We start from the raw sequence: 19,708 nt of genomic DNA, 5'->3' as shown, positions 1-19,708 counted from the left end.
AAGGACTAACCAAGATGACGACGACACAGGCCGATTGGCTTGCCATGGATTGGGGCACCTCGAACCTGCGGGTCTGGGTCATGGGCGAGGATGGCGCGGTGCGCGCAGCGCTCAGCTCTGATCAGGGGATGGGGCGTCTGGCCCCCGACCAGTTCGAGACAGCCTTGCTGGATCTGGTCGCGCCCTATCTGCCGGACCACCGCATCCCCGTGCTGGCCTGCGGCATGGTCGGCGCGAAACAGGGCTGGGCCGAGGCGCCCTATCGCAAGGTGCCGTGCAAGGCGCCGCGCGCCGCGCAGGCCATCCGTCCACTGGTGCGCGATGACCGGCTGGATGTGCGCATTCTGCCCGGTCTGAAACAAGCCAGCCCCGCAGATGTGATGCGCGGCGAAGAGACACAGATCGCCGGATATCTTGGCGCGGACCCGCAGTTTGACGGTGTGATCTGCCTGCCCGGCACCCACAGCAAATGGGTCCACATCAGCGCCGAGGAAATCGTCAGCTTTCGCACCTTCATGACCGGCGAGATGTTCGACCTGCTGTCTGGCCAATCGGTGCTGCGCCATTCCGTGACATCTGACGACTGGGACGAGGCCGCCTTTGACGAAGCTCTGGCCGACGCCATGGGCGCGCCGCAGCGGTTTGCTGCACGGCTGTTCGGTCTGCGCGCCGCTGGCCTTTTGGACGGTCTGTCCCCGGCCACGGCCCGCGCCCGCCTGTCGGGCATGTTGATCGGGCTCGAACTTGCAGGGGCCAAGGAATACTGGCTGGGTCAACAGGTCGTTTTGATCGGCGCGCCACGGCTGCAGGCGCTCTATGGCCGCGCGCTCAAGGCCCAAGGCGTAGAGGCGCGCGGGGTCGATGGCGCAGATATCGTTCTGGCGGGGCTGACCGCCGCCTACAAGGAGACCACCCAATGAGCCGAGAGATCATTGCCATCCTGCGTGGCGTCACCCCCGATGCGGTGCTGCCCATCGGCGAGGCGCTGGTTACGGCTGGCATCGACGTCATCGAGGTGCCGCTGAATTCACCAGATCCGCTGCAATCGATCGAAACGTTGGCCAAAGGGCTGGCGGGACGGGCGCGCATCGGCGCAGGCACGGTTCTGACCACCGCCGATGTCGACGCGGTGCATGCAGCAGGCGGCACGCTGATCGTATCGCCCGATTGCAACCCCGACGTCATCGACCGCACCAAGGCGTTGGGGATGGCCTCCTATCCCGGTGTGGCCACGCCCACGGAATGTTTCACCGCCCTGCGCCATGGCGCGGACGGGCTGAAGTTCTTTCCCGCACTTTTGCTGGGCACCAAAGGGCTGTCGGCGATCAAGGCCGTGCTGCCGCCCGCGGCGAAAACCTATGCTGTGGGCGGTGTCGGCCCGTCCGATTTCGCGGACTGGTTTGGCGCCGGTGTCACCGGCTTTGGAATGGGCACGGGGGTCTACAAACCGGGCATGTCTGCCGCCGAAGTTTCCGCCCGCGCCCAGGAGATCGTCGCAGCCTATGACGCGGCCAAAGCGTGACAACGGCGGTCTTTGGTCATCTGCCCTGCGGGCGCGCTGTGGAGCGGCTGACCATCACCAACGCGGGGCTGACCGCCCATGTGCTGACGCTCGGAGCCATCGTGCAGGATCTGCGCCTGTCGGGGCATCCGCATCCTTTGGTGCTGGGCAGCCCCACGCTGGACGCCTATCTGGGGCCGATGCGCTACTTTGGCGCCATCGTGGGACGTTTCGCCAACCGGCTTCGGGGCGCGCATCTGCAGATCGACGGCACCCTCCACCACCTCGCCGCGAATGAGGGCAGTGGCAACTGCCTGCATGGTGGGCCTGACGGCTGTCACGCGGCGCTTTGGTCCGTCGCCGCGCATGAGCGCGCCTTTGTGACCCTGACCTTGCATCAGCCCGACGGGCACATGGGGTTTCCCGGCGCGCTGGACATCACCGCACAGCTGTCGATCACCGATCAGGCCGCCTTGCGCATCGCGCTGTCAGCCACCTGTGACGCGCCCACCGCTGTGTCACTGGCCCATCACGGCTATTTCACGCTGGACGGCGGCGACTGCGTGGATCACCACCTGCTGCAAATCGCCGCCGACGGCTACTTGCCCACCGATGCCAACCAGATCCCGACCGGAGAGATCGCGCCCGTGGCCGGAACACGTTTTGACTTTCGCCGCGCCCGCCCGATCGGCGCACAGTTGATTGACCACACTTTTTGCCTTGCCCGGCAGACCGTTCCTTTGCGCCCGATTGCCCATCTGCAGGCCCCGGGCGGTCAGGTGACGCTACGTGTCTCTTCTACTCAGACGGGTGTGCAGGTTTATAATGCAGCGCATTTGCAAGCCACAGGGCTGTCAGGGCTGGACGGTCGCCGGTACGGGCCGCGCGCAGGACTTGCGCTGGAAACCCAATGCTGGCCCGACAGCCCCAACCAGACGGGCTTTCCCGACGCAATTCTGCGTCCCGACGACCGCTATCACCAGATCACGGAATACCGCGTGATCCACTCCCAGACTGTCTCTGCGGCGCAGAGCAATTGACCACGGAACCGACATGAAACGCACCCTTGGCACCTGCTATTACCCTGAACACTGGTCCCGCGACATCTGGGAAGACGACGCCCGCCGCATGGTCGAAGCCGGTCTGACATGGGTGCGGATCGGTGAGTTCGCATGGTCGCGGCTCGAACCTTCGCCGGGCCAATACCGCTTTGACTGGCTCGATGACGCGATCGAGGTGCTGGGCCGCGCGGGCCTTCGCGTGGTTCTGGGCACCCCGACGGCGACGCCGCCGCGCTGGATGCTGGACCGGCACCCCGATATGCTGGCCCGCGACGCAGAGGGGCATCCGCGCAAATTCGGCTCGCGCAGGCATTACTGTTTCAGCCACGAAGGCTATGCCCGCGAATGCGACCTCATCGTCACGCGGCTGGCAGAACGGTATGGCCAGAACCCGCATGTGGCGGCATGGCAGACCGATAACGAATACGGCTGCCACGACACGATCCTGTCTTATAGCAACGCGGCGCGCCAAGCGTTTCGCAACTGGCTGCGGACGCGCTACGCAGGGGATGGCAACGATGGCGACATCGACGCGCTCAATGCCGCCTGGGGCAATGTGTTCTGGTCGATGGAGTACGACAGCTTTGACCAGATCGACCTGCCCAACCTGACCGTGACCGAACCCAACCCGTCACATCTGCTCGACTTCCGGCGGTTCTCGTCCGATCAGGTGGTGCGGTTCAACCGCCGTCAGGTGGACATTCTGCGCGGCTATTCCACCGCGCCGATCGCGCATAACTACATGGGGCGGATCACCGATTTCGACCATTTCCGCGTGGGCGACGATCTGGAAATCGCCAGCTGGGACAGCTACCCGCTGGGTTTCCTCGAGGACCGCATCGACGCCCCGTCCGAGCATAAACGCCGCTACGCGCGCCAAGGCGATCCCGATTTTCAGGCGCTGCACCACGATCTGTACCGCGCGGTCGGGCGGGGCCGCTGGTGGGTGATGGAACAACAGCCCGGACCGGTGAACTGGGCGCCCTACAACCCCGATCCGCTGCCCGGAATGGTGCGCCTGTGGTCGTGGGAGGCCTTCGCCCATGGGGCCGAGGCTGTGTGCTACTTCCGCTGGCGTCAGGCCCCCATGGCCCAAGAGATGATGCACGCAGGCATGCTGCGTCCCGACAGCGCCCCGGCCCCGGCCTTGGCCGAGGCACGTCAGGTCGCCGACGAATTGGCTCAGGCGCCGGATGTGACCCCCGTTCAGGCGGATGTCGGATTGTTCTTCGATTACGAATCCGATTGGGCATGGTCGATCCAGCCGCATGGCGCGGGGCTAAGCTATTTCGACCTCGTGCTCGACACCTATCGGGCCTTACGCAAACTGGGTCTGTCCATCGACATCCTGCGCCCCGGTGCAGATCTGACGGGCTACCGCATGATCTGTGTGCCCGGCCAGATGATCCTGAGCGATGAAGACAAGGCCGCGCTGGCCGCCTGCGGGGCCGAGGTCGTCATCGGCCCGCGCACGGCAGCCCGCAGCGCAGACATGCAAACGCCGGTGCCGCTGCCGCCTGCCATGCCGGGTCTCGACGTCACGGTGGCCCGCGTCGAAAGCCTACGCCCCGATATGCCCATCGCCAGCGACGGCGGCCATATCACCGGCTACCGCGATGTGATCGAAACCACCCTGACCGATCTGACCCGCGCCAGCGACGGCAGCATCGTCACCGCCCGGTCGCACCAGATCACCTACCTTGCGGCTTGGCTGGACCAGCCAGCCCTGATCCGGGTGATGGAGGGGATCGCAAAACGCGCCGGGCTGGACACCATCACCCTGCCCGAAGGCGTCCGCCGCCGCCGCACCGCGACCGAGGTCTTCTGGTTCAACCACGACACCACGGAACATGAGGTCGCGGGGCAACGGCTTGCGCCACTCGCCGTGCTGCGCCAGCCTATCGCCTGAACCAACGGGCCGCCCCCGGATCTCCCAAGGGCGGCCCGAACCTTTCCTCTACAAGCGCCTCAGGCTTGCGCCACCGCTCGCTTCGTCAACACCTTGACCAGATGCGCACGATAAGCGCCGCTGCCGTGCAAATCGCTGATCATATCCCCGGCGTCAGGCACAGCCACCCCGTCCAGCGCATCCGCTCCAAACGACGAAGACAACGCACTCTCCGCGGCCTCCCAACGGAACACCCCGTCATTGGACGCGCCCGTCACTGCGACCCGCACGCCGTCAGAACTCTGCGCCACAAACACGCCCACCAGCGCAAACCGCGACGCCGGCTGGTGGAACTTCACATAGGCCGCGCGTTCAGGGATCGGGAATTTCACCGCAGTGATGATCTCCCCCTCTTCCAAAGCGGTCTCGAACATCCCGCAGAAATAGGCATCCGCCGCGATCTCACGACGATCCGTCACAATCACCGCCCCAGATGCCAGCGCCGCCGCCGGATAACAGGCAGAGGGATCGTTGTTGGCCAGCGATCCCCCGATGGTCCCGCGATTGCGCACCGCAGGGTCCCCGATCTGCCCCGCAAGCGCCGCCAGCGCCGGATAGGCCTGCGCCTCCCGCGCCACCTGCGCATGACAGGTCGCGCCACCGATGGTCAGAATATCCCCGTCCGCCGTCACCCCCGTCATTCCGGCAATGCCGGACAGGCTGACCAAGGACGACGGCATCGCCAGCCTCTGCTTCAACGTAGGGATCAACGTCTGCCCGCCCGACAGCGGCTGTGAATCCTCCTGCACAAGACAGGCCACCGCCTCTTCGACTGAATCGGGGCGCAAAATTTCGAATGAATACATCATATCCTCCCGTATTATGGAAAAAACCGCCCTGGTTTTTCCTTGGGTCAAATACCTGAAACCGGACCGCTGCCGTGCGCACCAAACCGCGGGGTGGCACGCAGCGGCCCGATCACTCAGCCCTGCATGGCGTCCCAGACACGCGCCGGAGACAGCGGCATATCGATGTGGCTCACCGCATGCCCCCCCGATTGCAGCGCATCTATCACCGCGTTGACCACCGTGGGCGGCGACCCGATGGCCCCGGCCTCACCACAGCCCTTTACCCCAAGCGGGTTATGCGTGCAGGGCGTCTGGCAGGAATGGTCTACCACATAGGCGTCAAGCATCGGCAGATCGCTGGCCCGTGGCATGGCGTAATCCATATAGGACGCGCTCAGCAGCTGGCCGTTCTCGTCATAGGCGGCGTTCTCCAGCAAGGCCTGACCGATGCCCTGCGCGATCCCGCCATGCACCTGCCCTTCGACGATCATCGGGTTGATGACATTGCCGAAATCATCCGCCGAGACGAATTTTTCAATGCGCACTTCCCCGGTTTCCGGGTCAACCTCCACCTCGCAGGCATAGGCCCCGGCCGGATAGGTGAAGTTCGCCGGATCATAGAACGCCGTCTCCTCCAGCCCCGGCTCTATATCCTCCAGCGGGTAGTTGTGCGGCACATAAGCCGCCAGCGTCACATCCCCCCAAGCCACGGATTTATCCGTGCCTGCGACCGAAAACTGGCCATCTTTCAGCTCGATATCCCCGTCAGAGGCTTCGAGCATATGGGCCGCGATCTTCTTGGCCTTGTTGATGATTTTCTCTGTCGCGCGCACGATGGCCGATCCGCAAACCGCCAGCGACCGCGACCCGTAGGTGCCCATGCCAAAGGGGATCTTCGAGGTGTCGCCATGCACGATGTCGATCAGGCTTTCGTCGATGCCCAGCATCTCGGCCACCACTTGCGGGAACACGGTCTCATGCCCCTGCCCGTGGCTGTGCGCGCCCACCATGACGCTGATCGATCCGGTCGCGTTCACGCGCACGGTCGCCGCATCATACAGCCCCGCGCGGGCGCCCAACTGGCCCACAAGGTTCGACGGCGCGATGCCGCAGGCCTCGATGAAACAGTTCACCCCCAGACCACGCAGCTTGCCGCGGGCCTCGGACGCAGCACGGCGGGCCGCGAAACCGTCCAGATCCATCAGCTCTTCCATCTTGTCCATGGTGGCGTGATAGTCGCCAGTGTCATATTCCACCGCCACCGGCGTGGCATAGGGGAAGGACGTGATAAAGTTCTGCCGCCGCAGTTTGATCGGATCAACCCCCAGCTCCCGCGCGGCTTTGTCAATGACGCGTTCAAGCTGATAGGTCGCCTCGGGCCGGCCTGCCCCGCGATAGGCATCCACAGGCACGGTGTTGGTGAACACGGCCTTTACGTTCACCTGCACCGCCGGCGTGCGGTAGTTGCCCGCCATCAATGTGCCATGCAGCCATGTGGGCGTGCAGGACGCGAAGGTCGACAAATAGGCCCCCATATTGGCATAGGTGTCCGTGCGCAGCGCGATAAAGTTATGCTCCGCATCCAGCGCCAGTTCGATCTTCGAGACATGGTCGCGGCCATGGGCATCGGACATAAAAGCCTCGGACCGGGTCGAGGTCCATTTGACAGGCCGGTTGATCTGCCGCGCGGCAAAGGTGCAAAACGCCTCCTCCGCGTAGTGAAAGATCTTGGTGCCGAAACCGCCGCCCACATCCGGGGCCACCACACGCAGCTTGTGTTCGGGGATGCCCAGCACAAAGGCCCCCATCAGCAGACGGATCACATGCGGGTTCTGCGAGGTGGTGTAGAGCGTGGATTCATCATTGGCACGGGCATAGTCCCCCACGGCCACGCGCGGCTCCATCGGGTTGGCCACCAAGCGGTTGTTCACCAACTCCAGCGTGGTGACATGCGCAGCCTTTGCAAATGCCGCATCGACCGTGTCTGTGTCCGTCCCGAATTGCCAATCGAAACACAGGTTATCGCCCAGATCGTCATGCACCAGAGACGATGCCTCGGTCAGCGCGGCCTTCATGTTGACCACGGCAGGCAGCTCTTCGATGTCGAGTTCGATGGACTCGGCGGCGTTGCGGGCCTCTTCGAGACTGTCTGCCACGACGGCAGCAATCGGATCGCCCACATGGCGCACCTTGCCAATGGCCAGCACGGGATGGGCGGGCTCTTTCATCGGTTGGCCGTTTTTATCGGTGACTTCCCAGCCGCAGGGCAGCCCCCCGATGCCCTCGAAATCGGCACCGGTGAAGATGCGCACCACACCGGGCATGGCCGCGGCGGCGGCTGTATCGATCCCGTTGATCCGGCCATGCGCCACGTCAGAGCGCAGAAAATGCACATAGGTCTGGTTATGAATGTTGATGTCGTCGGTGTATTGACCGGCTCCGGTCAGAAAGCGCACATCCTCGCGCCGTTTCTGACTTGCGCCGATGCCATGGTCCTTCGGCATGGGGCTTCCTCCCTTGGGGCCTTGTGCGGGTGCGACCCACCAAGGCGAAATATGGTGGTTATTCTGCGGCCACGGCGGGCACCTGCTGCCCGGAGGCGGCAAGGATCGCGCGCACGATGTTATGATATCCGGTACAGCGGCAGATATTGCCTTCGAGGTGGTGGCGCACCTCGGCCTCTGTCGGGGTCGGGTTGTCGCGCAGCAAAGCCGCCGCTGCCATCACCATGCCCGGCGTGCAAAATCCGCATTGCAGCCCGTGGAATTCCTGAAACGCCGCCTGTAGCGCGGACAAGGTGCCATCGGGCGCGGCCTGCCCTTCGATCGTGGCGATCTCTGCCCCGTCTGCCTCGATGGCGAACATGGTGCAGGCTTTGACCTGTTTGCCGTCCACGTGGATCGTGCAGGCCCCGCATTGCGAGGTGTCGCAGCCCACATGGGTGCCGGTCAGGCGCAAATCCTCGCGCAGGAATTCGGTCATGAGCGTATTGCCCCTGACCGTTCGGGTGACGGTCTTGCCGTTCACCACCATTGTGACCTCTGTCATGGTTTCCCTCCCTATGATCATGGCGGCAGCCGCGCTCCTCTTCGCGGCAACCACCCGTCGTGTTATCCCGTGATGCGTTTCAACCAGCCTTTCTTTTCCACGGGCGTGGCCTCTGCCGCATCCACATCCGGCGGCCCCTCAACCGCCCGCTGGAAATTGTCAAAGAACTGGTCGGCCATCTTCTTGGCAAAGCCGTCGATGATCCGGCTGCCAAGCTGTGCCAGCTTGCCGCCGACACTGGCCTCCACATCGTAGTGCAACAGGGTGCCGCCATCGCTGTCCTCAAGCCGGACGTCGGCGCCCCCCTTGGCAAAGCCTGCCGCACCGCCTTTGCCCTCGCCACTCAGGCGCAGGCTGGCGGGGGCTGTCATATCGGTCATCTCGACCCGGCCTTTGAACGTGGCCTTCACGGGGCCGACCTTTTGCGTGACCACCGCGTCAAAACCACTGGCCGCGTCGCCGGTCATCTCCGTGCATCCGGGCACGCAGGCCTTTAGCACATCGGCGTCCTGTATCGCCGCCCAGACCTGCGCACGTGGTGCTGCAATCTGGCGGGTATCGCTCATTTTCATGGACTGTCCTCTCTCCTCCGCCTTTCAGCCTAAGCGCGCTTTCCCCAACGGCATATTCGACCAAAGCGCTATGCCAAGACCGTCTGTGGCGCATTCGCGGGTTGCGAATCCCCGCCGTGCAGCGCAAGCCCGCCTCATGCATGTATCTTCCCCCAGACTGGCCGTTTCCGCAGCTTTTGCCCTGAACGGGGCCTTGCTTGGCGCATGGGCCGCGCGTGTACCCGCCGTGGTTGACCGCTTTGCGCTGAGCGAAGCGGCCTTGGGGCTGTTGTTGCTGGGTCTGGGCTTGGGGGCGCTGGCGTCCTTTCCACTGGCGGGGCGCGGGGCCGATCGCCACGGGGCCTATGGCGTCACCTGTGTGCTGGCGGTTGTCTATGCGCTGGGCCTGCTGGCGGTGGGTCTGGCGCCCACGGTGCCGCTGCTGGCGGTGGCGCTGGTGTTCTTTGGCGCGGGCCACGGGGCAATGGACGTGACGATGAACGCATGGGCCGCCGAGGTCGAGCGCCACGCGGGCAAATCCATCATGCCGTCCTTTCACGCGATGTGGAGCCTTGGCGCAGGCGTAGGTGCTGCGGGCGGCTGGTACGCGGTGCGCACGGATCTGGGGCTTGGCGCACATTTCGTGGCGACGGGCGTGCTGTGCGTCGCGGTCTTTGGCCCGCTGATGATGACCCGATGGACCAGCGACACAACCAAAGGCGGACAGGCGGGCCTGTTCACCCTGCCCAAGGGGCCGCTGATCGCTGTGGGGCTGATCGCCCTGTGTGGCGGCACCGGCGAAGGGGCCGTCGTGGACTGGAGCGCGCTGTATCTGACAGAGGTGGTCGGCACGTCAGCTGCGCGCGGTGCGCTGGGCTTTGCGGTGTTCTCTGTCACCATGGTGGCCATGCGCCTAAGCGTGGGACGGCTGATCACCCGTTATGGCGCGGTCGCCGTCGCCCGAGGCAGCGGGCTGTCGGCGGCGGCAGGCGTGGCCTGTCTGATGATCTCACCCGGCTTTGGCACGGCGATGCTGGGCTATGTGCTGATGGGCATGGGCTATGCCGCGATCATTCCGCTGGCCATCAGCCGGGCGGCCGCCGATCCGCATATCCCGCCGGGACAGGCCATCGCGTCGGTGGCAACCTTGGGCTATGGCGCGATGCTACTTGGCCCGCCCAGCATCGGCTTTCTGGCCGAGGCATGGGGGCTACGACTGGCGTTCGGATTGGTCGGCACGCTGGCCATTTGCGTGATCGTCGCGGCAGGGGCGCTGCGCACGGGGCGCTGACGCGCGCACCCCATGCTCAGGCCGTCAGCTCAGCGCGCCTTGAACAAACCGCCAAGGATGCCGCGCACGATGCGCCGCCCTGTGGTGCCGGTCAGTTCCTTCATCACCATTTTGCCCATCTGCTCGCCAAAGCTGTCGGTGCTTTTGCGGCGGCTGCGTGATCCGGTGCCACTGGTCGAGCGGCTGACACGTTTGCCGGTATAGCGGCGGCCTGCGCTGAATTCGCGCGCGCGGGCCTCCTGCGCCTCCTCTGCGGCTTCGGCCTCTTCAGCGGCTTGGGCGGCAGCGGCTGCCCGTTCTGTCAGGATCTCATGGGCGGATCTGCGATCCACCGGCGTGTCGTATTTCCCCGCCAGATCGGACGCGCCCATCACCCCGCCCCGCTCGGCGGCCGTGATCGGCCCCAGTTGCGAGGACGGCGGGCGGATCAGCGTGCGTTCCGCCATGCCCGGCACCCCCTTTTTCTGCAGGAAAGAGGTCACGGCCTCGCCAACCCCGACCTCGCGGATGGCGGTTTCGATGTCAAAGCGCGGATTTTCGCGGTAGGTCTCGGCGGCGAGACGCAGCGCCTTGCGGTCGCGCGCGGTAAAGGCGCGCAAAGCGTGCTGGACGCGATTGCCCAACTGGCCAAGGATGTCCTCGGGAATGTCATCGGGGTTCTGGGTGACGAAATAGACGCCCACCCCCTTGGACCGGATCAACCGCGCGACCTGTTCCACCTTATCGACCAAAGCGTCCGATGCGCCGTCAAACAGCAGATGCGCCTCGTCAAAGAAGAAGACGAACTTCGGCTTGTCGGGATCGCCCACCTCCGGCAGCGTTTCGAAGAGCTCGGACAGCAGCCACAGCAAGAAGGTCGCATACAGCCGCGGGCTGCTCATCAGCACATCGGCGGCCAGAATGTTGATCTGTCCGCGCCCGTCCGCGTCACAGCGCATCATGTCGTCCAGATCAAGCGCGGGCTCCACGAAAAAGCCACCGCCCCCCTGATTTTCCAGCACCAGCAGACGTCGCTGGATCGCCCCGATGGAGGCGACGGACACATTGCCATAGCGCAGCGACAGCGATTTGCGGTTCTCGCCCATCCAGACCAGCATCGCGCGCAGGTCATCAAGATCCAGCAGCGCCATGCCTTCCTCGTCCGCAAGGCGGAAAGCGATGTTCAGAATGCCCTCTTGCGCCTCGGACAGCTCCAGCAGGCGCGACAGCAAAAGCGGTCCCATCTCGGCGATGGTGGTGCGCACGGGATGGCCCTGCGTCCCGAAGAGATCCCAGAAGGTGACGGGGAACGCCTGATAGCTGTAATCGGCAAAACCGATCTTGGCCGCGCGTTCCATGAAAGGCGTGTGCAACTTATGCGCGGGATCGCCGGATTTGGCCATGCCGGACAGATCGCCTTTGACGTCGGCCATGAACACCGGCACACCGGCATTGGAAAACCCCTCGGCCAGGATCTGCAGCGTGACCGTTTTGCCAGTGCCGGTGGCCCCCGCAATCAGCCCGTGACGGTTGGCATAGTCCAGCGACAGCCCCTGCGCCGTGGCGTAGTCCGCGCCGCCGCCGCCCACAAAAATTTCATTTGCCATAAATCAATCCCACTTGGTCCGGAGCGACCATACATCGTTAACCATTGAATGCCATAGTCGAGCTTGGTCCGGGGCGACATGTCCTCTCCTGCCTTGGGCCAACTTCCTCCCTGTCAGACTGGCCGCGCCTTCTTGGCGCGGCTTTTTTCGTCCAACTCCATGCTTTACGCACGCAGTTTACCATAACATGAAATTCAATCATGCCAGTGGCTTGTCGCTTTCCCTTCGGATTATGTCAGCGGATGTCATTTCCGTGAAAAACCCTGTTGACCCGCGCCGCGCCTTCTCGTAGCGTCCTGATCAATGACAAAGTCGGCCGGTCCGACAGGGAGCGAAATAGAAAGGGGCCGTGCGGCCCCTTTCGTCTTGGAACACCCCGTCAGGACGCCTGCGGCAAACCGCCGATCCCCTGCCCCGTTTCACCATTTCTGCCCTGACAGTTCTTGTCAGTCATGTTAGGCATCCGTTCAGATTTATTCGATCCCGAGGATATCCATGACACAGAACCGGCTTCTCCTGCCCGTGATCGCCCTGCTTGCGGCGACACCTGCCCTGGCGCAAGAAACCGAAACCCCTGCCGAAGAGGCGCCCGCCGCCGAGGCAGAGGCAGCGACCCCCGAGGCCGAGACCGAAGAGGCCCCGCAAACCCCCGTGGGTGGCGATCTGGATCTGGGCCAAGGCGACGCGCCGCAACAGCCGCAGCCCTACATCCGCGAGACATTTCAGGACTGGTCGCTGCAATGCGTGGCGGTTCAGGGCCAAGAAGACGAAGTCTGCCAGATGTACCAGCTGTTGACCGACGAACAGGGCTCGCCCGTGGCCGAGGTCAGCATGTTCAAACTGCAAGGCGGCGGTCAGGCCGTGGCGGGCGGGACGTTCATCGTGCCGCTGGAAACCCTGCTGCCGCAAAAGCTCAGCGTGTCTGTCGATGGCGCGCAGGCCAAGCGGTATGACTATTCCTTCTGCGCGCAGGCAGGCTGCTACGCGCGGATCGGTCTGACCAGTGCGGATGTCGCCCAGTTCAAAGCCGGTGCAAAAGCTGAGGTCACAATCGTCCCCGCGCTTGCGCCGAACCAGAAGGTGACCGTGCCCATGTCGCTATCGGGCTTTACCGCCGCGTACGAGGCGACCTCGGCCCTGCGTCCGTAAACGGACCTCCAGAAACGACAAAAGGCGCGCCGGTGGGGCGCGCCTTTTTTGATTCATAAAGGCTGGCGTCAGTGAGCCGTGGTTTTACCGCCAAAGGCGCGCGCCCAAAGCGGGCCGATCAGCTTGGTCCCGATGGGGATCAGGATCAGGCCAGCCACCAGCCCCACCACAAAATCGATGCCCGCCGTCACGGCCCATTCCAGAAAGGCATCGCCGCCGCCCAGATCAACCGCAATGTGGTGGATCGTGTCGTATGGCACAGCCCAGCCCATCTCCTTGAGCGAGTTGGTCAGGATATGACCGCCCACCCACAGCATCGCCGCCGTGCCGATCACGGTCAGCGCCTTCAACAGCCATGGCATGAAACGCACGATCCCGCGGCCCAGCGACCGCGTCGCCCCAAGACGCCCGGTCTGGCTGAGCCAAAGGCCGATGTCGTCCATCTTTACGATGATGGCGACCGCGCCATAAACGACCAGAGTGATGGCAACCGCCACAACGGCCAGCGTTGCCGCCTGCATCCAGAATGTCGGGGCTTCGATCGCGGCCAGTGAAATCACCATGATCTCTGCCGAGAGGATGAAATCGGTCTTGATCGCGCCTTTGACCTTTTCCTCCTCCAGATGGGTCGGGTCGCCCACGGCGTGGCTGCCATCCGGTCCGCCCGACTGTTCGTCATGGGGCATCACAGCATGGGCGATTTTCTCGGCCCCTTCGAAACACAAATAACAGCCGCCAAGGATTAGCAAAGGCCAGACTAGCCAAGGGGCAAAGGCCGCCATCAGCAAGGTCACAGGCATCAGGAACACCAGCTTGTTGATCAGCGAGCCGCGCGCAATGCGCCAGATGATCGGCAATTCGCGGGCCGGCTTGAAGCCTTGGACATATTTGGGCGTCACCGCCGCATCGTCGATGATCACACCTGCGGTTTTGGACCCCGCTTTCATCGCCGCCGCGCCGATATCGTCGATCGAAGCCGCAGCCACCTTGGCGATGGCCGCCACGTCATCCAAAAGCGCCAGAAGTCCGCTCATACCCGTTCCTTACTGTTGTCTTGCATCGGACCCTAACGCGCGCGCCCCAAAGCTCAAGCGTCAAGCCCCACTGCCTACCCAATTCACGTGACGTGATTCTGTTCCCCGTGAACAGCCCCGCCGCCTTGCGTTCGACTGTTACCGCAAACCTTTACAAAAGGTTAGCGCCACCAGTGCTGGACGGGTCAAGTTTATCGCTAACAGTCTGATTTTGCGTGTATTTTACCCTAGCCGGTCATGGCACACATTCCTATACCAAGGCGCGACCGCCCAACAGGAGACAGAACATGACCGTGACCATCGGGATCAATGGCTTTGGCCGTATTGGCCGCTGCACCCTTGCGCATATTGCCGAATCCGCCCGCAATGACGTGCAAGTGGTGAAGATCAACGCCCCCGGCCCGCTGGACACCCATGCGCATCTGCTGCGTTATGACAGCGTGCATGGCCGCTTTCCCGGCGAGGTCACGGTCAAGGACCGCGCCATCGACCTCGGGCGCGGCCCGATTGATGTGATGTCGTCCTACGAGCTGGACGCGCTGGACTGGGGCGGCTGTGACGTGGTGCTGGAATGCACCGGCCAGTTCAACGACGGCGGCAAGGCCAATGCCCATCTCGCGCGCGGCGCGAAATCGGTGCTGATCTCCGCCCCGGCCAAGAACGTGCAGCGCACTGTGGTCTACGGCGTCAACCACCGCGACATGGTCAAAGGGGATGTGATGGTGTCGAACGGCTCTTGCACCACCAACTGTCTGGCCCCGCTGGCCAAGGTTCTGGACGAGGCCATCGGCATCGAAAGCGGCATCATGACCACGATCCACAGCTACACCGGCGACCAGCCGACGCTGGACCGTCGGCACAAGGATCTCTACCGCGCGCGCGCCGCCGCCATGGCGATGATCCCCACCTCTACCGGTGCGGCCAAGGCCTTGGGGGAAGTGTTGCCCAACATGAAGGGGCGGCTGGATGGCTCTGCCGTGCGGGTGCCGACCCCGAATGTGTCTGCGGTGGATCTGACGTTCTACGCGGGGAAAGACGTGACGCTTTCGGACGTGAACGAGGTCGTGGCCGAAGCTGCCGCCGGGCGCATGGGCTGTGTGCTGTCCTACGATCCCGAACCCAAAGTCTCGGTCGATTTCAACCACACCACCCATTCGTCGATCTTTGCGCCCGACCAGACCAAGGTGGTGGGCAAACGCATGGTGCGCGTCATGGCGTGGTACGATAACGAATGGGGCTTTTCCGCGCGCATGGCCGATGTTGCGGGCGAAATGGGCCGCCTTCTGCACTAAGCGCTACCCCACAGGGCAAGGCGCGCGATCCCGAGAGGTCGCGCGCTTTTTTGTGTCTCAGCACCGTGACCGGCACAGGTTTTCGCAAGGGATGCCGTCGTTGTCGCCATCGCGCACAGTCTGGCCGCATTGATGCAGTTTGAAACAGGCTTCGGCGCAGGACCGCAGGCGTTTGCAACTGACATTGCGGCAATCAAAGGCCTGCGCCGTGCGGAAACTGTCCAACCGGGTGCGCAGATCATGGGCGGTTTGTGGCGCGGCAGACGCCGCCCCGGCCATCAGCCCGAGGACCAAAGCCAGCTTTAAAATGGTCATGAAAATCATCCGTTAACTAAAGTAAACGAATGATTAACCACCCCCGCGCATCAGACAATCGACGCGGACGCAACTGCGCCGTTACGCCTTGGCCTTTTTCTTGATCGCGCCGGCACATTCCGCCAGATCACGCGCGATGGCAAAGGCACCTTGGATCTTGTCCTTGTCCGAATTCCAATCGCGGCGCACGACGATCTTATTGTCCTTGATCTTGGCCATGCCCTTTTGGTCGCTAATGAATTTGACCAGCCCCTCGGGCGAGGCGAATTTATCGTTATGGAACTGGATCGTGGCCCCTTTTGGCCCGCCGTCAAGCTTGGCAATCCCCGCCTTTTTGCACATCGCCTTGATCCGCACGACCAGCAGAAGGGTGTTCACCTCGCGTGGCAGCTTGCCAAAGCGGTCGATCAACTCGGCGGCAAAGCCTTCAAGCTCCACCTTGGTGGTCAGCGTGGACAGGCGGCGGTACAGACCCAGACGCACATCCAGATCGGGCACGTAATCCTCGGGGATCAGAACCGGCACGCCAAGGTTGATCTGCGGCGCCCATTGGCCGTCCTCTTCGGTCAGCCCCTCGCCTTCGCCGGATTTGATCTTGGCGATCGCCTCCTCGAGCATGGATTGATACAGCTCATAGCCCACATCGCGCATCTGACCGGACTGTTCCTCGCCCAGCAGGTTGCCCGCGCCGCGAATGTCGAGATCCTGCGAGGCCAGCGCAAAGCCCGCCCCCAGCGTGTCGATGCTGCCCAGAACGCGCAGACGTTTCTCGGCGGTGGTGGTCAGCTTGGCGCGCGGTTTGGTGGTCAGATAGCAGTAGGCGCGGGTTTTCGACCGGCCCACGCGGCCACGGATCTGATAGAGCTGCGACAGGCCGAACTGATCGGCGCGGTGCACGATCATCGTATTGGCCGTGGGAATGTCCAGCCCGCTTTCGACGATGGTTGTCGCCAGCAGCACATCATATTTGCCGTCGTAAAAGGCGTTCATGCGCTCATCAAGCTCGCCCGCCGCCATCTGGCCGTGCGCCACCACATAGGAACATTCCGGCATCTGTTCCTTCATGAAGGCTTCGATTTCGGGTAGGTCGCTGATCTTGGGCACCACATAGAACGACTGGCCACCGCGATAATGTTCGCGCAACAGCGCCTCGCGGATGGTGACGGGATCGAATTCCGAGACGTAGGTGCGGATCGACAGCCGGTCCACCGGCGGCGTGCCGATGATGGACAGATCGCGCACGCCGGTCAGCGACAGCTGCAACGTGCGCGGGATCGGCGTGGCGGTCAGCGTGAGCACGTGGATGTCAGAGCGGAGCTGTTTCAGCCGTTCCTTGTGCTGCACGCCAAAGCGCTGTTCCTCGTCGATGATCAACAGGCCAAGATTGTTGAACCGGATGTTCTTGGCCAACAGCGCGTGGGTGCCGACGGCGATATCAACGCTGCCTTTGGCGATGCCGTCGCGCGTGGTGGCCGCCTCTTTGCTGCCAACAAAGCGCGACAGCGGGGCCACGTTCAGCGGGAAGCCACGAAAGCGTTCGGCAAAGGAATTGTAGTGCTGACGCGCCAGCAGCGTCGTCGGCGCGATCACAGCCACTTGCTGGCCGGACATGGCGGCGACAAAGGCCGCGCGCATCGCCACCTCGGTCTTGCCAAAGCCCACGTCGCCACAAATCAGACGGTCCATCGGCTGGCCGGAATGCAGGTCCTCCATCGTGTCCTCGATGGCGCGCAGCTGGTCATCGGTCTCTGTGTAAGGGAAGCGCGCGGCAAAGCTTTCATACGCGCCGGGCGGCGTGTCGATCATCGGGGCCTTGCGCAGCGCCCGTTCGGCGGCGATGCGGATCAGCCGGTCCGCCATCTCGCGGATGCGTTCCTTGAGCTTGGCCTTTTTCGCCTGCCATGCGCCACCGCCGAGCTTATCAAGCAGACCTTCCTCATGGCCGTATTTCGACAGCAGTTCGATGTTCTCGACCGGCATATACAGCTTGGCGTCTTCGGCATATTGCAGCGTCAGACATTCATGCGGGCTGCCTGCGGCGGTGATCACCTCCATGCCCAGATAGCGGCCAATGCCGTGATCCACATGCACCACCAGATCACCGGGGCTGAGCGATTGGTGTTCGGTCAGGAAATTCTCGGCCTTGCGGCGCTTGGCGGGTTTGCGGATCAGCCGGTCGCCCAGAACATCCTGCTCGGAAATCACCGTCAGTTTTCGGTCGTCCCAAGGCGCCTCGAACCCCGCCTCCAGCGACCAGACCGCCAGATGCAGCCCGCGTTTGCCGATGCGCGTGGCATTGGTGATCGCAATGGCCTCGGCCAGCCCTTCATCCTCGATCAGGCCGGTCAGCCGTTCGCGCGCGCCCTCGGAATAGGACGCAATCACAACCGGCCCGTCGGTCATGCGCGTTTTGACGTGATCGGCCAGCGCGGCGAACAGGCTGATGTTTTCCTGCTGGCGCTCAGGGGCAAAGTTGCGCCCGATCCGCCCGCCGGCATCCACCACGCCCGGCCCGCTGGCCTGCGGCAGCGGATGCAGTTGCACAATCCGGTGGCCGGCGGTCGCAGCCTCCCACGCTGTGTCGTCAAGATACAAAAGCTGCGGCGGGATCGGTTTGTAGACCGAACTGCCCAGCGTCTTTTTCTGGCTCAGCGCATGTTTGCGGGTGCCATATTGGTCGTCGATCTGCTCCCAGCGCGACAGGCGCTGCGGGGTCAACTGGTCGTCCAGCATCACCGGCACGCCTGGCAGATAGTCAAACAGCGTCTCCAGCCGTTCATGGAAGAACGGCAACCAGTGTTCGATGCCTTGATGCTTGCGCCCTGCGCTGACCGCCTCGTACAGCGGATCATCGGTTCCGGCGGCGCCGAATTCGATGCGATAGTTCTGGCGGAACCGCATAATCGCCGCGTCGTCAAGGATTACCTCTGACACAGGCGCCAATTCCACCACGTCGAGCTTTTCCGTCGTCCTTTGGCTGACCGGATCAAAGCGGCGCGCCCCGTCCAATGTGTCGCCAAAGAAATCCAGCCGCACCGGACCGCCCTCGCCGCCGGTGTTGGGCGGGTAGATGTCGATGATGCCGCCGCGAATGGCGTAATCGCCGGGCTCTGTCACAGTGGGGGCCTGGCTAAATCCCATGCGCACCAGAAAGGCGCGCAAGGCTTCCTCGTCAACACGGTCCCCGACCCGCGCGCTAAAGGCCGCCTCGCGCAGGACATCGCGGGCAGGCACCCGCTGCATCGCTGCGCCCAAGGTCGTCAACAGAATGAAACGGTCCGGCATGCCATGCACAAGACCGGCCAAGGCCGCCATGCGCACCGCCGAGATATCGGCATTCGGCGACACCCGATCATAGGGCACACAGTCCCATGCGGGAAAGACGACCACCGGCATATCAGGCGCAAAAAAGGCCAGCGCCTCTTGCAAGGCCGCCAGCCGCTTGTCGTCACGGGCAATGTGAACCACGGGACCCGAGGCTTTCTCGACCTCCCGCAGCAGAAGTTGCGCATCAAACCCCTCTGGGGCACCGCCAATCGTGATCTTGTCTGCCATGGCTGCCCAAATGGCGCGCACAACCGGCGGCGTCAAGCGCGCATGGCCCGATGGTTACAGAATGCCGGTCGACAGATTGTAGAACATGCCCCACAGCGCGGTCACAAAAATAGACAGCATGCCGATCGCTTGCGTGATCAAACGGTGGATGCGCAGCCTGCGCCACAGCGCCTCGCCGGTGTTTTCCCCCATCTGGACACGGCGCGCGGAAAACACGGTCAAAAGCCCCACCAATGTCAGCGGCAGCGCCAAAAGGAACAAGGCCTGCGCCATTTCCACACGATACCAGAACCCGAGGATCAACGCCCCCGTCAAAAAGGCCGACACGATTCCCGCCAACACCAGTCCCGACTCTTCGATGATGAACAAAAAGCGGTTGGTGTTGATGCGGACCAGATCCTCAAGGTCCTGTGCCGCCTGCCCGCCATTGCGCCGCGCGCGTCCCACCATATCGAACGGAACGCCCAGCACCCAGTGCGAGATCGAGGACCATAAAACCGCCAAGACGATCCAGAACCACAGGTTCGAGAAAGACCGCATGTCGATCACTTCAAAGACAGTTCCGTACCAGCCCAATTGCCCGCTCTGT

General features: G+C 63.4%; 16 protein-coding genes. 7 read left to right on the top strand and 9 right to left on the bottom strand.

All coding sequences use genetic code 11. The features are described 5' to 3' along the window. Positions 1 to 14 precede the first annotated feature (14 nt). From ACN5AZ_RS01895 to ACN5AZ_RS01880, 4 genes are read left to right on the top strand one after another with little or no spacing between them, the layout of a single operon-like run. Positions 15 to 920 (top strand): 2-dehydro-3-deoxygalactonokinase, encoded by a 906-nt coding sequence (locus ACN5AZ_RS01895; RefSeq protein WP_419427149.1) that lies wholly within the window; start codon positions 15 to 17, stop codon positions 918 to 920. Further along, a complete protein-coding gene (locus ACN5AZ_RS01890; protein WP_419427148.1) occupies positions 917 to 1,522 on the top strand; it encodes a 2-dehydro-3-deoxy-6-phosphogalactonate aldolase in 606 nt (201 codons plus the stop codon). Before ACN5AZ_RS01895 ends, ACN5AZ_RS01890 begins: the two co-directional genes overlap by 4 nt. Continuing rightward, the gene (locus tag ACN5AZ_RS01885; protein WP_419427147.1) at positions 1,519 to 2,541 is read left to right on the top strand and encodes an aldose epimerase family protein; all 1,023 of its coding nucleotides are present in this window, start codon (positions 1,519 to 1,521) and stop codon (positions 2,539 to 2,541) included. Before ACN5AZ_RS01890 ends, ACN5AZ_RS01885 begins: the two co-directional genes overlap by 4 nt. Before the next feature lie 13 nt (positions 2,542 to 2,554). Next, a complete protein-coding gene (locus ACN5AZ_RS01880; RefSeq protein ID WP_419427146.1) occupies positions 2,555 to 4,471 on the top strand; it encodes a beta-galactosidase in 1,917 nt (638 codons plus the stop codon). Between the two features lie 59 nt (positions 4,472 to 4,530). Here ACN5AZ_RS01880 and ACN5AZ_RS01875 read toward each other — a convergent pair whose 3' ends face one another. From ACN5AZ_RS01875 to ACN5AZ_RS01860, 4 genes are all read right to left on the bottom strand, one after another. Beyond that, entirely contained in the window at positions 4,531 to 5,316 is a 786-nt protein-coding gene (locus ACN5AZ_RS01875) for an FAD binding domain-containing protein (RefSeq protein WP_419427145.1), read from the bottom strand. Between the two features lie 116 nt (positions 5,317 to 5,432). After that, positions 5,433 to 7,802, bottom strand: coding sequence for a xanthine dehydrogenase family protein molybdopterin-binding subunit (locus ACN5AZ_RS01870; protein WP_419427144.1), 2,370 nt, complete (start codon positions 7,800 to 7,802; stop codon positions 5,433 to 5,435). A gap of 58 nt (positions 7,803 to 7,860) precedes the next feature. Next, positions 7,861 to 8,346: a (2Fe-2S)-binding protein gene (locus tag ACN5AZ_RS01865; protein ID WP_419427143.1), complete on the bottom strand. Its 486-nt coding sequence runs from the start codon at positions 8,344 to 8,346 to the stop codon at positions 7,861 to 7,863. A gap of 62 nt (positions 8,347 to 8,408) precedes the next feature. Continuing rightward, positions 8,409 to 8,918 carry a CoxG family protein gene (locus ACN5AZ_RS01860; RefSeq protein WP_419427142.1) on the bottom strand — a complete coding sequence of 170 codons (510 nt, stop codon included), beginning with the start codon at positions 8,916 to 8,918 and terminating at the stop codon, positions 8,409 to 8,411. A 136-nt stretch (positions 8,919 to 9,054) separates the two neighbouring features. Between ACN5AZ_RS01860 and ACN5AZ_RS01855 the strand changes: the two genes are divergently transcribed. Further along, the gene (locus ACN5AZ_RS01855) at positions 9,055 to 10,188 is read left to right on the top strand and encodes an MFS transporter (protein WP_419427141.1); all 1,134 of its coding nucleotides are present in this window, start codon (positions 9,055 to 9,057) and stop codon (positions 10,186 to 10,188) included. Between the two features lie 29 nt (positions 10,189 to 10,217). Here ACN5AZ_RS01855 and ACN5AZ_RS01850 read toward each other — a convergent pair whose 3' ends face one another. Next, positions 10,218 to 11,774 carry a helicase HerA-like domain-containing protein gene (locus ACN5AZ_RS01850; RefSeq protein ID WP_419427140.1) on the bottom strand — a complete coding sequence of 519 codons (1,557 nt, stop codon included), beginning with the start codon at positions 11,772 to 11,774 and terminating at the stop codon, positions 10,218 to 10,220. A 495-nt stretch (positions 11,775 to 12,269) separates the two neighbouring features. On the opposite strand from ACN5AZ_RS01850, the gene ACN5AZ_RS01845 reads away from it, so the two are divergent. After that, the gene (locus tag ACN5AZ_RS01845; protein WP_419427139.1) at positions 12,270 to 12,923 is read left to right on the top strand and encodes an invasion associated locus B family protein; all 654 of its coding nucleotides are present in this window, start codon (positions 12,270 to 12,272) and stop codon (positions 12,921 to 12,923) included. A gap of 68 nt (positions 12,924 to 12,991) precedes the next feature. Here the strand turns inward: ACN5AZ_RS01845 and ACN5AZ_RS01840 are convergent, their stop codons facing one another. Next, a complete protein-coding gene (locus tag ACN5AZ_RS01840) occupies positions 12,992 to 13,957 on the bottom strand; it encodes a DUF808 domain-containing protein (RefSeq protein WP_419427138.1) in 966 nt (321 codons plus the stop codon). Between the two features lie 287 nt (positions 13,958 to 14,244). Between ACN5AZ_RS01840 and gap the strand changes: the two genes are divergently transcribed. After that, positions 14,245 to 15,249 carry a type I glyceraldehyde-3-phosphate dehydrogenase gene (gap, locus tag ACN5AZ_RS01835; RefSeq protein WP_419427137.1) on the top strand — a complete coding sequence of 335 codons (1,005 nt, stop codon included), beginning with the start codon at positions 14,245 to 14,247 and terminating at the stop codon, positions 15,247 to 15,249. Positions 15,250 to 15,306: 57 nt separating this feature from the next. On the opposite strand, the gene ACN5AZ_RS01830 is transcribed toward gap, so the two are convergent. The 3 genes from ACN5AZ_RS01830 to ACN5AZ_RS01820 form a co-directional block, all read right to left on the bottom strand. Continuing rightward, positions 15,307 to 15,564, bottom strand: coding sequence for an excalibur calcium-binding domain-containing protein (locus tag ACN5AZ_RS01830; RefSeq protein ID WP_419427136.1), 258 nt, complete (start codon positions 15,562 to 15,564; stop codon positions 15,307 to 15,309). Between the two features lie 81 nt (positions 15,565 to 15,645). After that, complete coding sequence (gene mfd / locus ACN5AZ_RS01825) at positions 15,646 to 19,119, bottom strand: transcription-repair coupling factor (RefSeq protein ID WP_419427135.1); 3,474 nt, start codon at positions 19,117 to 19,119, stop codon at positions 15,646 to 15,648. A gap of 54 nt (positions 19,120 to 19,173) precedes the next feature. Then, the gene (locus ACN5AZ_RS01820; RefSeq protein WP_419427134.1) at positions 19,174 to 19,695 is read right to left on the bottom strand and encodes a component of SufBCD complex; all 522 of its coding nucleotides are present in this window, start codon (positions 19,693 to 19,695) and stop codon (positions 19,174 to 19,176) included. Positions 19,696 to 19,708 lie beyond the last annotated feature (13 nt).

It is taken from the genome of Sagittula sp. SSi028 (assembly GCF_048553715.1).
Lineage (GTDB): Bacteria > Pseudomonadota > Alphaproteobacteria > Rhodobacterales > Rhodobacteraceae > Sagittula.
Note: the sequence above shows the minus strand (reverse complement) of the source record. Positions and strands in the feature narration are given on the sequence as shown.